The sequence below is a fragment of the Methylopila sp. 73B genome, from assembly GCF_000526315.1.
In the GTDB taxonomy this organism is placed as follows: Bacteria; Pseudomonadota; Alphaproteobacteria; order Rhizobiales; family Methylopilaceae; genus Methylopila.
In genome coordinates this window covers 3,130,443-3,143,370 of record NZ_JAFV01000001.1, presented here as the reverse complement: position 1 = coordinate 3,143,370, position 12,928 = coordinate 3,130,443, and the positions used below count along the sequence as shown (strand labels likewise).

The 12,928-nt window shown below is 67.2% G+C and carries 15 protein-coding genes and 1 tRNA gene; all 16 read left to right on the top strand.

Going from position 1 to position 12,928, the window contains the following annotated elements:
- Positions 1-2 precede the first annotated feature (2 nt).
- Positions 3-2,225: a xanthine dehydrogenase family protein molybdopterin-binding subunit gene (locus tag K244_RS0115095; RefSeq protein ID WP_020187114.1), complete on the top strand. Its 2,223-nt coding sequence runs from the start codon at positions 3-5 to the stop codon at positions 2,223-2,225.
- A 151-nt stretch (positions 2,226-2,376) separates the two neighbouring features.
- A tRNA-Thr gene (locus K244_RS0115090) sits at positions 2,377-2,451 on the top strand.
- A gap of 91 nt (positions 2,452-2,542) precedes the next feature.
- A complete protein-coding gene (locus K244_RS22785) occupies positions 2,543-4,174 on the top strand; it encodes a tyrosine-type recombinase/integrase (protein ID WP_020187113.1) in 1,632 nt (543 codons plus the stop codon).
- Positions 4,175-4,290: 116 nt separating this feature from the next.
- Positions 4,291-5,520, top strand: a complete 1,230-nt coding sequence (locus tag K244_RS0115080) for a phage portal protein (protein WP_020187112.1) — start codon at positions 4,291-4,293, stop codon at positions 5,518-5,520.
- On the top strand, positions 5,517-5,846 hold the full coding sequence (locus tag K244_RS0115075) for a gene transfer agent family protein (protein WP_020187111.1): 330 nt from the start codon (positions 5,517-5,519) through the stop codon (positions 5,844-5,846). The genes K244_RS0115080 and K244_RS0115075 overlap by 4 nt, the downstream gene beginning before the upstream one ends.
- A complete protein-coding gene (locus K244_RS0115070) occupies positions 5,833-6,084 on the top strand; it encodes a hypothetical protein (RefSeq protein ID WP_020187110.1) in 252 nt (83 codons plus the stop codon). Before K244_RS0115075 ends, K244_RS0115070 begins: the two co-directional genes overlap by 14 nt.
- The gene (locus tag K244_RS0115065) at positions 6,084-6,584 is read left to right on the top strand and encodes an HK97 family phage prohead protease (RefSeq protein WP_020187109.1); all 501 of its coding nucleotides are present in this window, start codon (positions 6,084-6,086) and stop codon (positions 6,582-6,584) included. The genes K244_RS0115070 and K244_RS0115065 overlap by 1 nt, the downstream gene beginning before the upstream one ends.
- Positions 6,585-6,599: 15 nt before the next feature.
- The gene (locus K244_RS0115060) at positions 6,600-7,751 is read left to right on the top strand and encodes a phage major capsid protein (RefSeq protein WP_020187108.1); all 1,152 of its coding nucleotides are present in this window, start codon (positions 6,600-6,602) and stop codon (positions 7,749-7,751) included.
- A 2-nt stretch (positions 7,752-7,753) separates the two neighbouring features.
- On the top strand, positions 7,754-8,290 hold the full coding sequence (locus K244_RS0115055) for a hypothetical protein (RefSeq protein ID WP_020187107.1): 537 nt from the start codon (positions 7,754-7,756) through the stop codon (positions 8,288-8,290).
- Positions 8,291-8,803: 513 nt separating this feature from the next.
- Entirely contained in the window at positions 8,804-9,193 is a 390-nt protein-coding gene (locus K244_RS0115050; RefSeq protein WP_020187106.1) for a hypothetical protein, read from the top strand.
- Between the two features lie 229 nt (positions 9,194-9,422).
- Entirely contained in the window at positions 9,423-9,809 is a 387-nt protein-coding gene (locus tag K244_RS0115045; protein ID WP_245259778.1) for a head-tail connector protein, read from the top strand.
- 1 nt (position 9,810) lies between these two features.
- Complete coding sequence (locus tag K244_RS0115040; RefSeq protein WP_020187104.1) at positions 9,811-10,224, top strand: HK97-gp10 family putative phage morphogenesis protein; 414 nt, start codon at positions 9,811-9,813, stop codon at positions 10,222-10,224.
- Positions 10,221-10,622 carry a DUF3168 domain-containing protein gene (locus K244_RS0115035; protein WP_197027180.1) on the top strand — a complete coding sequence of 134 codons (402 nt, stop codon included), beginning with the start codon at positions 10,221-10,223 and terminating at the stop codon, positions 10,620-10,622. Before K244_RS0115040 ends, K244_RS0115035 begins: the two co-directional genes overlap by 4 nt.
- Positions 10,619-10,942, top strand: coding sequence for a head-tail adaptor protein (locus K244_RS0115030; protein WP_020187102.1), 324 nt, complete (start codon positions 10,619-10,621; stop codon positions 10,940-10,942). Before K244_RS0115035 ends, K244_RS0115030 begins: the two co-directional genes overlap by 4 nt.
- Positions 10,939-11,340: a phage terminase small subunit P27 family gene (locus K244_RS0115025; RefSeq protein ID WP_020187101.1), complete on the top strand. Its 402-nt coding sequence runs from the start codon at positions 10,939-10,941 to the stop codon at positions 11,338-11,340. The genes K244_RS0115030 and K244_RS0115025 overlap by 4 nt, the downstream gene beginning before the upstream one ends.
- Positions 11,318-12,919 carry a terminase TerL endonuclease subunit gene (locus K244_RS0115020; protein ID WP_020187100.1) on the top strand — a complete coding sequence of 534 codons (1,602 nt, stop codon included), beginning with the start codon at positions 11,318-11,320 and terminating at the stop codon, positions 12,917-12,919. The genes K244_RS0115025 and K244_RS0115020 overlap by 23 nt, the downstream gene beginning before the upstream one ends.
- Positions 12,920-12,928 lie beyond the last annotated feature (9 nt).

Below are 12,928 nucleotides of genomic sequence, written 5' to 3'. Positions count from 1 at the left end.
CCATGATTCCGCACAGCGAAACGACCGCTCACACCAAGATCCCCGCCGCGAAGCCGCTCGACCTCAGCCGCCGCGGCTTCCTCGCCGTCGCCGGCGGCGCCGGCCTCGGCCTGATGGTCGGCCTCAAGGTCGATCCCGCCGCGGCCCAGGGCGCCGCGGGCGGCGTCGTGCAGTTCAACCCCTTCGTGAAGGTCGCGCCGGACGGCGCGATCACCGTCGTCGTCAAGCACCTCGACATGGGGCAGGGGCCGACCACGGGCCTCGCCACCCTCATCGCCGAGGAGATGGACGCCGACTGGAGCCAGATGCGCACCGAGTTCGCGCCGGCCGACGGCAACCTCTACGCCAACCTCGCCTTCAAGGCGCAGGGCACCGGCGGCTCCACCGCCATGGCGAACTCCTGGGAGCAGTACCGCACCGCGGGCGCGACCGCGCGCGCTGTGCTGGTGAAGGCCGCCGCCGACAAGTGGCAGGTGGCGCAGGGCGAGATCAGCGTCGACAAGGGCGTGCTCACCCACCCCTCCGGCAAGCGCGGGACCTACGGCGAGTTCGCCGAGGCCGCCTCCAAGATCCCGGCCCCGACCGGCATGGCGCAGGAGACGCCCTACAAGGACGCCTCGAAGTTCAAGCTGATCGGCAAGGAGGGCCTCCACCGGATCGACAACGACCCGAAGACCGACGGCACGGCGATCTACACCCAGGACGTCAAGCTGCCCGGCATGCTGGCGGCCGCCGTCGCCCATCCCCCCCGCTTCGGGGGCAAGGTGAAGAGCTTCGACGACGCCGAGGCAAAGAAGGTCAAGGGCGTCGAGCGGGTCGTGCAGATCCCCTCGGGCGTCGTGGTGCTGGCGAAGTCCACCTGGGCGGCCTTCAAGGGCCGCGACGCGCTGAAGGTCGAGTGGGACTTCTCGGCCGCCGAGAACCGCGGCTCCGACGAGCTGCTGGCGATGGCCAAGGACGCGGTGGCGAAGCCCGGCGTCGCGACCGCGACCAACACCGGGGACGCGGAGGGCGCGCTGAAGGGCGCGGCCAAGGTGATCGAGGCGGACTACGCCTTCCCCTATCTGGCGCACGCGCCGATGGAGCCGCTGAACTGCGTCGTCAATCTCAAGAAGGACCGCGCGCATCTGATCTACGCCGCGCAGTTCCAGGCGATCGACCAGCCGACGGTGGCCGCTCTCACCGGCCTTAAGCCGGAACAGGTGACGATCGAGACGGTGTGGGCCGGCGGCAGCTTCGGCCGCCGCGCGGTGCCGGCCGCGGACTACGTGACGGAAGCCGTGATGATCGCCAAGGCGATCGACGGCGCGGTTCCGATCAAGCTGGTCTGGACCCGCGAGGACGACACCAAGGCCGGCTACTACCGGCCGTTCTACGCCCACAAGGTGCGCGCCGCGATCGGCGCGGACGGCATGCCGGTCGCCTGGCATCACCGCGTCGCCGGCCAGTCGATCTTCTCGGGCACCGCGCTCGAGGCCATGGCGGTGAAGGACGGCGTCGACGAGACCTCGGTCGAAGGCGCGTCGAACCTCGCCTACGCCGTGCCGAACCTGAAGGTCGAGCTCACGACCCTGAAGGTCGGCGTGCCGGTGCTGTGGTGGCGGTCGGTCGGCCACACCCACACCGCGCACGTGGTCGAGACCATGATCGACGAGCTGGCGTACGCCGCCGGCAAGGACCCCGTCGAGTACCGGCTCGCGCTGCTCAAGGACAAGCCGCGCCACACCGCGGCGCTGAAGCTTGCGGCGGAGAAGTCCGGCTGGGGCGCCAAGCTCGAGAAGGGCAAGGGCCGCGGCGTTTCGGTGCACGAGAGCTTCAACACCATGGTCGCCCAGGTGGTGGACGTCTCGATCCAGAAGGACGGCTCGATCAAGGTCGACCGCGTGGTGGCGGCCGTGGACTGCGGCGTGGTGATCAATCCCGACGTGGTGCGGGCGCAGATCGAGGGCGGCGTGGGCTTCGGCCTCGGCGCGGCGCTGCGCAACGCCATCACGCTGAAGAACGGCGAGGTCGAGCAGGCAAACTTCGACACCTACGAGCCGCTCCGGATCGAGGACATGCCGAAGGTCGAGGTCTACACGGTCAAGTCCGAGCAGAAGCCGTCGGGCGTCGGCGAGCCCGGCGTGCCGCCGCTCGCGCCGGCGCTCGCCAACGCGATCTTCTCCGCCACCGGCGAGCGTGTCCGCGACCTGCCCCTCGGCGACCGCAAGTTCAAGAGCGCCTGACGCCGATCTCCGCGGGCCGGCCGCCCCTCCTGGCCGGCCCGCGGGCTTTTTTCCGACGCGGCGATTTAAGTCGTCGCCACGCGCTTGCGCCGGTCCGACCCTTGTGGCAGGTTCCGCGCGCCTAAAGCCGGCCGCTTCGCCGGCCCTCGGCGCTGCGGTAGCTCAGTGGTAGAGCACTCCCTTGGTAAGGGAGAGGTCGAGAGTTCAATCCTCTCTCGCAGCACCAGATTTTTGCCAAGAAGCCCTTCAGCCCCTTGATCCTCTAACAGAAGCCGACCAGACTCGCTTACAAAGCGGGTTACAAAACGGGTCGGACGATGGCGCGCAGGGCCGGGCTCAAAAATTTCCAGACGCTCGACGGGCGGCACTACACGCGGCTCGCGATCCCCGCGCCCTTGCGCCCCTATCTCGATGGCAAGAGCGAACTGCGCCACGCCCATGGCGACAGCTTCACGGTCGCGGAGCGCAACCACAATGCCGTCATCGCCCGCTTCCTCGACAAGCTCGATTGGGCGAGGGCGAAGCACGCCGCCGACCACGCACCTGCGAAGGCCGTGATGCGCGACCGCCCCATGTCGCTCGGCGAGTTCGCGCGCGGTCACTACGCGTCGCAGCTCCAGCTAGACGCAGTGATGCGAGACCACCTTCCCGCCTTCGCACGCATCGGCATCGATGACACATACGTTTCGTCGCTGCGTGAGATCAGGGCCGGCACCGCGTCCGACGAGCAGATCGAGGCGACGATCGGCGACATCATCGGTGCTTACCGCCAACGTGGTCACGCCAATCTGGCTTATGGCTCGCCGGGCTACCGATCGGCCGCCCGTGACCTCGCTGGCGTCGAGTATGAGGCGCTTTCGCGAATGGCCGAACGCGACGACGGCGATCCCGAGGCAGAGCCAACGCACCGTCTTCTCACGGAAGCTGAACCGGCCGCTGCCCTTCAACCGAAGGGCGACGCCGTGTCGATCCTCGGGCTGCTCGCGGGCTATCTGAAGGAGCTGGCGAAGTCGGGCGGTGGAGCCGAAGCCGGCAAGCGCTGGACGCCCGGCTTCAAAAACTTCGTCCGCTTCCTCGGGCACGATGACGCCCGCCTCATCAGCAAACAGAACGTCCTCGACTGGAAGGACGAGCTTCTCGAAGAGCTGTCGCCGAAGACCGTGCGCGACACGAACATCGCGGCGCTGCGGGCCGTGCTGACGTGGGCGATCGACAATAGGAAGCTGCCCGAGGGCACGACCAATCCAGCGGCCGGCATCAAGATTCGCGTTACGAAGAAGACCCTCGACAGGCCGAAGGGCTTCACCCTCGACGAGGCTCACGCGATCCTGAAGGCAGCTCGCGCCTATCAGCCGGCGCATTCCGACAACCCCGCGACCCGCGAGAGCGAGCACGTCACGGCGGCGAAGCGCTGGACGCCGTGGCTTTGCGCCTTCTCAGGCGCGCGCATCTCGGAGATGACGCAGCTTCGGACGCAGGACATCATGACCGAAGATGGCGTCACCTTCATGCGCATCACGCCGGACGCAGGGTCGGTCAAGACGGGCAAATTTCGCGACGTGCCCCTGCACCGGCAGCTCGTCGAGTTGGGCTTCCTCGACTTCGTGAAGCGCGCCGAGCCGGGCCCGCTCTTCTTCAACGGCAAGACTGCACGCCGTGGCACGCGACACGCCTCAAAATACGCCGCGCAACGCATGGCGATGTGGATCAGGGAAGTCGTGCCGTCGATCCCCATGGAAGTTCAGCCGAACCATGGATGGCGGCACCGCTTCAAGAGCGTGTCGTTCGGCCTCGACGTGAACAGCCGCGTAATTGACGCCATCGAAGGACACGCCGCCAAAACGGCTGGCGATAATTATGGCGACGTCGACATCTCGGCGAAGGCGAAGGTGATAGCAAAGTTTCCACACTATGACCTTTCGCACTGCATAGGTGGAGATGCGCGCTAGCAAAAACGAGACGGAAGAACGCAAATTTTGCCGCTCTGGCAGCAAATAAATCAGGCGCCAACCGAGTTGTGCTTTGATAAAATAATGGGGTAGTCAATCAAGGCCCCATTGAGCGCTTGTCGAAGTCGAAATCCCATAGGCGCAGAGAGCGCCCCGTCGAGCGGAAGTCTGCGCCGAGCATCCTCAATCTCTGGGGGCTCGACCAGTTCCTCGCCGCGAACACGATCGCCGGCCCTGTCATCACGCCCGAGACGGCGATGCAGTGCACGGCCGTCGCCTGCGCCGTCTCGCTGATCGCCGACACGGTCGGGAACTTGCCTGCCAAGCTCTACGTCCGCGATGACAAGGGCGGGAAGCTGCCCGACTCCGACCATCCTGCCTATGGGCTTGTCCACGACGACGCGTCGGCGGACGTCTCGGCTTCGGCCCTGCGCACCCAGCTCACCACCGACGCCCTGCTGCACGGCAACGGCTACGCCTTCGCGAACCGCCTTGAAGACGGCCGCGTCTATGACTTCACGCGCCTCGATCCCCGCGCCGTCACCGTCCATCAGGACGCTCTGTCGGGCGAAGTCAGCTATCGCCTGTCGTCCGGCTCGGCGCACCGCATCCTCGCGCGCGACGAAGTCCTGCACATCCCGGCCTTCAGCCTCGACGGCATCAAGGGCACGTCGCCGGTCCATCTCGCCCGCGAGGCCATCGCGCTCAGCTTGATCATGGAGCAGCACGCCAGCCGTCTGTTCGCGGCCGGCGGGCGTCCCTCGGGCATCCTGACGACCCCGGAAGACCTTGGCGACGACGGCGTGAAGAATATCGCCGAAAGCTGGCACGCCGCCCATGGCGGGCAGCAGTCCGGCAAGACGGCGATCCTCGAGAAGGGCATGGCGTTCCAGCCGCTCGCCTTCAACAGCGTCGACAGCCAGTTCCTTGAGGTGCGCACGCACCAGCTCGACGAGATCGCGCGGGCCTTCCGCGTGCCGCCGAGCATGCTTTTCAACCTCGGGCGCGCCACCTGGGGGAACACCGAGCAGATGGGCGCGCTGTTCCTTCAGCTCACCCTTCTGCCGTGGCTTCGGACGTGGCAGGACGCCTACCGCCGGCTGCTGCTGAGCGAAGACGAACGCCGCACCCATCTCGTCGAGTTCGTCATTGACGACCTGCTGCGCGCCGACGCCGCCACCCGTGCGACGGCCTATGCGCAGTATCGCGCCATGGGCGCGATGACGAAGAACGAGGTCCGCGCGGGCCTGAACCTCCCGGCGCTCGACGGCGGCGACGACCTCGACAATCCGAACATCACCACGGCCCCGGCCGCCCAATCGGCACCGGAGGCCGAAGCCGCGTGATCCCGTTCCGCGCCACCCTCGACGTCGAGCGCGCCTTCGTGCTCACGCCGCACGCCATCGGTGAACTTGAGAAGGCGACAGGCGTCGGGATCGGCTCGCTGATCCATCGCGTGCCGACCGGCCACTTCGCCCATGCGGAGATCGTCGAGACGCTGCGCCTCGGGCTCATTGGCGCGGGCACGCCGGCCGAAGACGCCGCGAGCATCGTCGCCGGCTTCGTGGCGACCAAGCCGCTCGTCGCCGCCTTCCTCATCGCGGCCGACCTCCTCGCCGCCCTCTACAGCGGGCCGGCTTCCGAACAGGACACGACCAATGCACTCGACTGACGGCGCGTTCTTGCGCCTGTGCCGCGTCATCTCGACTGAAGCCTTCGAGCGCCACGCCATCACCACGCTGCGGCGGGCGATCGTCGCCACGCTGCTCGCCGACGCCGAGCGGGCGCTTTCTGCGGGCGACAAGGATGTCGAGCTGCCGGCAGACGACATTGACGATACGCGGTGGGCACCGTGGCAGCGCCACGCCCTGATGCTGTTGCAGACGCGTGCGACCGAGACGGTGCACTGATGGAACGGCTTGAGATCAAGGCCGCCCTGTCGGTCGACGAGGCCGGCACGATCACCGGCGTCGCATGGCCCTTCAATGCGGGGCCGGACCAGCTCGGCGACCTCATCACGCCCGGCGCGTTCAACGTCGCCGCCGACATGCCGCTGCTGTTCGCCCACGATCCCGAAGACCTCATCGGCCTTTGGACCGAAGTCAAAGAGACGCCCGAAGGGCTGCTCGTCGCCGGCCAGCTCGACGTAAAGACGCGCAGCCGCGCCCGAGCTGTTCGGGGCCTGATCACGTCCGGCCAGATCGGCGGACTTTCCATCGGCTACCGCACGACCGCCTCCACGCCGCGCGCCGGCAAGGGCCGCGTGATCAGCGCGCTCGACCTCGTCGAGATCAGCGTCGTGAAGAACCCCGCTCATCCTCGCGCACGGATCACCGGCGCGAAGTCCGCTTCGTCCGCTCTCGCGATCGCCGAAGCTCTCCACAAGGCCGCTTCGGCCTATCGCACCTGAAAGGAACTGCCTGAAATGTCTTTCCACGATCGCGCCATCCTCGGCGACATCGAACACAAGAGCGCCGACGATGACGCGACCGACGTCGTCGCGAGGGGGCTCGAAGATTTCCGCAACGCGATCGACGACCGTCTGAAGGCCGTTGAGACCAAGTCCGGCGAAGCCACGGCGCTCATCGGTCGCCTCGACAAGCTCGAAGCCAAGCTGAACCGCCCGGCGATCCTCACTGGCGACGTCGAGACGAAGTCTGTCGAACGCAAGGCGCTGAACAGCTATCTGCGCACCGGCGACGCGACTGAGCTGAAGACCCTCGGACTCACCGGCGCGAACCCCACCGGCGGCGTCTTCGTTCCGCCCGACGTCCGCACCGAGATTATCGAGAAGATCGCCGAGCACTCGCCCGCGCGTCGCTTCGCGTCCGTGGTCAACATGACCGGCGGCCTGCTTCAGTTCCCGCGCCTCGTGAACGAAGTCGAGCCGGGCATGGTCGCTGGCGAGACGGGCACGAAGCCCGAGAGCGAGCCGAGCTTCGAGCAGATCGACGTCAAGGCTTTCGAGATGGCCGTGATCGTGCCGGTCACTCAGATCATGCTCGAAGATGCCAACTTCAACATGGATGCGTGGCTGTCGGCGCACATCTACCGGCGCTTCGGCGAGAAGGAAGCTCGTCAGTTTGTGGTCGGCAACGGCACGACTGAGGCCGAAGGCTTCCTGACGAGCTCGGAATTGCGCACCTTCACGACGTCGGCGACGACGCTGAAGGGCGACGATCTGATCGACACCTTTTACGACATCAAATCCGCCTATGCCGCGCGCGGCGTCTGGCTGATGAACCGTCAGACGATGGCGACCGTCCGCAAGCTGAAGGACAGCAACGGCGCTTACGTTTGGCAGCCGGGCCTTTCGGCCGGACAGCCGGCCAGCATCATGGGCGCGCCCGTGGTCGAGGCCGTAGACATGCCGAACATCGCGCCGGGCGCGACGCCGATTGCCTTCGGCGATTTCTCGTCGGGCTACCTGATCGCCGACCGCGTCGAAATTCAGCCGCACCGCGACGACGTCACCGGCTACGCGAACGGCATCGTCAAGCTCGGCGCTCGTCGTCGTGTCGGAGGCCGCGTTGTGCTCGGCGAGGCGATCACCAAGCTGAAGATCAAGGCGAGCTGATCATGACGCTCGCGGCGCGCGATATCACGGTTGAGATCGGGGGCGGTTCCATCCGCCTGCGGCCGACCCTGCGCGCCGCGACGCGCCTTGAGCGCGAGCATGGGCTTCAGAAGCTCGGCGCACTGCTCGCTCAGGGCAGCATCTCGGCGACGGCGGCGATCCTTGCCGAGCACGTCGACACCGTCCCGGCCGTCACCGTTCACGACGCCATGCGCCTTGCGCCCGACCTGCTGCTGCATCTCACGCAGCTTGCGGACCTCGGCGAGCAGCCCACGGGCAAGGGCAAGCCGACCGGCAAGCCCATCGCCCTCGTCGACCTCCACCACCAGCTTTTCGGCCTCGGCACGGGCGTTCTCGGCTGGACGCCGGCCGAAACCTATGCGGCTTCGCCCGCCGAAATCCTCGCCGCCTACAACGTCCGCCGCAAGCTGCTGGCGACGCTGTTCGGCGGCGCGACCGACAACACCGACGCTGCCGCCGATCTTCCCACCCCGGAAGAGCGCAAGGCCGGCATCGAAGCTTTGAGGGCGCTAGCATGACGACGCCCTCTCACGTCCTACCGGGGGCGCTCCATGACGGCTCCGCGACCGGCCGAACACCGAAAAGCATCCTCCGTGCCCCCGACGCTCAGAAGCGGTTGAAAGCGGTCAAGGATGCGCGGTCGCACCCCTATTCCTGCGAGGCGTTCTGATGCCCTCGCGTCCGCCCCGCATCTGCGTCTGTGGCCGTGTCGTCGCGGCCGGCACCGTCTGCGCCTGTCAGCGTGCCCGTAAGGCGCAGCACGACCGCGCACGGCCGAACGCCAATGCCCGAGGCTATGGCACGAAGTGGCGCACCGAGAGCGTCGCCTTCCTCGCTGCGCACCCCGTCTGCACACGCTGCGGAGCGCCCTCCACCGTCGTCAACCACAAGACCCCGCACCGCATGAGCGCCGCCCGCACGGCTCCCGAGCTGGCGACGGCTCAGAAGCTCTTCTGGCGTCGCTCCAACTGGGAACCCGTCTGCGCGCCTTGCCACAACGGGCCGATCCAATCCGAAGAAAGGTCTATGTCGTGATCCTCACGCACGAAGGCATCACCCAACCCGTCGAGGAGTGGGCGCTCGATTACGGCATCCCGTCTGAGACGATCAGGAAGCGCATCGGTCGCGGCTGGCCTGTCGCTGAAGCGATCGAGATCCCCGTGCTCACCCACGGTCGACCTAGCCAACGCTATCGCTTCGACGGGCGATCCCTCACCGTCGCCGAGTGGGCGAAGCTTAGCGGCCTCTCGGCTTTCACCCTGCGCTCGCGCCTGCGTCTCGGCTGGACGATCGGCCGTGCCGTCACCGAGCGCCCCCAACTCACCGGCAAGGGGCCGAGGAAGAGCGGCGGGGGGTATCAAGCAACTTCGGCCGTCTCGATAGAAGACCGGCGCCCCCGTCACGCGCAAGATTGCGCCTAAATAGAGTTTTTAGTTGGCTGTTAGGATCGATAAGGCGAATAGCCAATCTCGCAGGAAGAACGCTGCAATCGCATCGACTGCGATAAATAAAAATCCCCGAAGTCCGATCAATAATGGGCTGAAAATTGAACACATGAGAACGATAGTGGCTGAAATCAAAAGTCCATTGATCCCAAACTGCAGCAAGCCAGGATGACGTAGATCGCTCCCAACAAACATAAGCCAGAACATGAAAACTGGCAAAAGGTGTAGGGCGAGGAGCGTCCAGAAAGCGCGCTTCTTCCACATCGTGTCGATCAAATTCGCGGTGCTCACGGAGATAGAGAACTACCGAATGCTTGTTTCAGTTGAAGACGTAAAGCAATCCCTCGGCATCGAAGACGCCGCCGACGACGCGCTGCTGACGCGCAAGATCGAGGCGGCCGAGGCGTGGGTTTCGTCCTATATCGGCGCGACCCTTAGCGCCTCTTCGCCCGCGCCGGTGCTCGAAGCCGTGCGCCACGTCGCCGAACATCTCTTCGAGGGCGGCGAGCCGACCTTCCGCAGCGCCGCGACGAGCCCGATCCCGGCCGTGGTCCGCGACCTCCTGCGCCCCTATCGGACGTGGTTTTTCTGACATGGCGAGCATCGATCAGCAGCTCGCGAAGCTGGAAAAGCGGCTCAATTCGATCCCGAAGGAGCTGAAAACCGGCCTTCAACCGACCCTCGACAAGGCCGCCGCCGAAGTCGCGGCGTCCGCCAAGACGCTCGCGCCCGGCGACGACGGCACCCTCGCCAGCACGATCCGCGTCGAGCCCGGCCGCCATGAGCTGTCCCGCGCGATCGTGGCCGGCGGCGCGGCGACCACGAAGCCCGTCGAGGATGGGCAGGACGGGTCTTACGACTACGCCTTCGCGCAGGAGCTTGGCACGCAGCACCAGCAGCCGAACAAGTTCCTGCTGCCGGCGATGCGCATCCGTTTCCAGCGCAACCGCCGCCGCATCACCCGCGAGGCGGGCAAGATCATCCGCGCCCTGTGGGGCCGCCCGTGAGCGCCGAGCTTGCCCTTCAACGGCACGTCGTCGCCGCGCTCAGGGCCGCGCCCGGCGTGACCTCGCTCGTGCCGGCGACGAACATCGCCGACGAGCACGGCCGTCCCGAACGCTTCCCCGCGATCCGCCTCGGCGAGAGCGCCAGCTTCCCGGCCGACCTCGACGAGAGCTTCCACGACCTCGTCAGCTTCGACGTCGTGGTTTGGAGCGCGAGCACCGGCACCGGCGAGGCCAAGTTGATCGCCGCCGCCATCCGCGCGGCGCTGCCCGTTGGCGTCTGGCGCGTGCCGGGCCTGCGGCGCTGCCGCGCCAAGATCGCCGGCCAGCATGTCACCCGTGACGCCGCGAAGGACACCGTGCGGGCCGTCGTCGCCTTCGACGTGGTGGCGCAGTCATGAGGGCGGGCGCGCTGCGCGAGCGGCTGACGATCCAGTGCCTCGCGGGCGTCGTCACGAACGACCTCGGCGAGACCGCCGAGCAGTGGGAGACCGTGAAGGCGATGCGCGGGCAGCTCGTCGAGCAGACCGCCAGCGAGAGCGTCGAGGCGTCCGGCGTCGCCGCCGTCACGTCGCTTGTCTTCCGCATGCGCTTCCTGCCCGGCCTGACGGTGGCGCACCGCATCGTTCATGAGGGGCGGACGCTCGACGTCGTCGAGATCAAAGAGCTTGGCCGTCGTGGCGGGCATGAGGTGCGCTGCACCGTGCGGGGCCTGTCGTGAGGGGGCCGAAGCCCGCGCTTCGGCAGGACGCCGCAGCGGTCGCCGACGTGCCGCGTGCGCCGACCTGGCTGACGAAGGACGCGAAGGCGGAATGGCGGCGCATCATGCCGCTGCTCGTTGAGCGCCGCATTCTCACCGACGCCGACATGGGCTCCGTCGAGAACTATTGCCTCGCGATCGGACAGGTTCGGATTGCTCAGCGCACGATCGACGCCGACGGCCTGACGACGACGACCGCGACCGGCTTGCGTGCGCACCCGGCCGTGAAGATCCAGTCCGACGCCATGACGCGCGCCCGGCTGCTCGCCGCTGAGCTAGGCCTTACGCCCGTGTCCCGCTCGCGCCCCTCCATCCGAGAAGATCAAACCGCCGCCGATGACGCCGACTTGGGTCTTTGACGGCTCGCCGATCGCCGACCCGTTCGGCTACGGCGAGCGGGCCGTGCGGTTCTTGCGAGCGCTCCGGCATCCGAAGAGCCGCGCGCCGGGCCGCGCCTTCGCGCTCGACCCGTGGCAGGAACGTATCGTGCGGCGGGTCTATGGGCCGCGTCACGAAGACGGCTCGCGCGTGGTGAAGACCGTCGTTCTTCTGCTGCCGCGCGGCAACCGCAAGACGTCGATCGCTGCGGCGCTGGCGCTTCTGCATGCGATCGGCCCTGAGCGCGTGCCGGGCGGCGAAGTCATCTCGGCAGCGGCCGACCGCAAGCAAGCGCGGCTCGCGTTCACCGAAGCCTGCGGCATCATCCGGTCGCACGACTCGACGTCGCGCGCGACCCGCATCGTCGATAGCCGCAACCGGCTGACGCACAAGCGGGACGCTTCGTTCCTCGAAAGCATCTCGGCTGACGCCGGCACCCAGCACGGTCGCACGCCGGTCTTCGTGCTCGCCGACGAACTTCATGCTTGGCCTAAGCGCGACCTATGGGACGTGCTTCGCTCGGGCCTGCCGAAGGCGCCGGGCTCGCTGCTCGTCGTCGCCACGACCGCCGGGCGGGGGCATGAGAACGTCGCACACGACATTGTCGATTATGCTCGGAAGGTCGCGCGTGGTGACATTGACGACCCCGCGACGCTTCCGATCCTGTTCGAGGCGTCGGCCGACGACGACTGGCGCGACGAAGCCGTGTGGCGTGCGGTCAATCCCGGCCTGTCGTGCTCGCCGCCTTATCCCGACATTGAGGGGCTGCGCCAGCTCGCTCGCGAGGCCGAGAACCGTCCCGGCGACCGCGAGGCGTTCCGTCAGCTTCACTTGAATGTTTGGCTCGACCATTCGGCCGCGCCGTTCGTCGAGATGGCGATCTACGATCGTGGCGCGACCCCGATCACCGACGCCGACCTCGACCAGTGGGCGCGCGACCGCGCTCCGTGCTGGCTCGGCGTCGACCTGTCGACCAATCAGGATTTGACGGCCGTCGTCGCGGCGTTCCGCGACGGGCCGGACGGTTACGCCGTCGTGCCGTTCTTCTTTTGCCCGAGGGACAGCTTGCGCGCCCGCGCCGAGCAGGATCGCGTTCCCTATGTCGATTGGGCTCGCGAGGGCTTCATCGAGGCCACGCCGGGCAACGCGGTCGATTATCGCCGCGTCGAGGCGCGCATTCGCGAGCTTTGCGACCGCTTCAACGTCCGTGAGATCGCCTTCGACCCTTGGCGTGCCGGCCGCATGATGACCGACCTCGCCGAGGATGGCTTGCCGGCCGTCGAGATGCGGCAGGGAGCCGTCAGCATGGTCCCGGCCGTAAAGGAGTTGGAACGCGCTGTCATCGCGGGCCGCTTCCGGCATGGGGCGCACCCTGTCCTTCGCTGGAACTTCGCGAACATCGCCGTGAAGGCCGACCACACCGGCAGCATCCTTTTCGACAAGGAGAAAAGCCGAGAGCGGATCGACGGCGCGCAGGCTGCTGCGATGGCTGTCGGTCGCGCGTTCGCGGCTGTCGAAACCTCATCCCCCTACCGCCGCCGCGGTCTCTACGTGATCTAAGGAAATCAA

Excerpts from the sequence above, each read along its gene's own strand:
- K244_RS0115060 (WP_020187108.1), top strand. The coding sequence starts at position 6,600 with ATGTCTTTCCACGATCGCGCCATCCTCGGCGACATCGAACACAAGAGC.
- K244_RS0115065 (WP_020187109.1), top strand. The coding sequence starts at position 6,084 with ATGGAACGGCTTGAGATCAAGGCCGCCCTGTCGGTCGACGAGGCCGGC.
- K244_RS0115045 (WP_245259778.1), top strand. The coding sequence starts at position 9,423 with ATGAAAACTGGCAAAAGGTGTAGGGCGAGGAGCGTCCAGAAAGCGCGC.
- K244_RS22785 (WP_020187113.1), top strand. The coding sequence starts at position 2,543 with ATGGCGCGCAGGGCCGGGCTCAAAAATTTCCAGACGCTCGACGGGCGG.
- K244_RS0115040 (WP_020187104.1), top strand. The coding sequence starts at position 9,811 with ATGGCGAGCATCGATCAGCAGCTCGCGAAGCTGGAAAAGCGGCTCAAT.
- K244_RS0115020 (WP_020187100.1), top strand. The coding sequence starts at position 11,318 with ATGACGCCGACTTGGGTCTTTGACGGCTCGCCGATCGCCGACCCGTTC.
- K244_RS0115030 (WP_020187102.1), top strand. The coding sequence starts at position 10,619 with ATGAGGGCGGGCGCGCTGCGCGAGCGGCTGACGATCCAGTGCCTCGCG.
- K244_RS0115070 (WP_020187110.1), top strand. The coding sequence starts at position 5,833 with ATGCACTCGACTGACGGCGCGTTCTTGCGCCTGTGCCGCGTCATCTCG.
- K244_RS0115095 (WP_020187114.1), top strand. The coding sequence starts at position 3 with ATGATTCCGCACAGCGAAACGACCGCTCACACCAAGATCCCCGCCGCG.
- K244_RS0115055 (WP_020187107.1), top strand. The coding sequence starts at position 7,754 with ATGACGCTCGCGGCGCGCGATATCACGGTTGAGATCGGGGGCGGTTCC.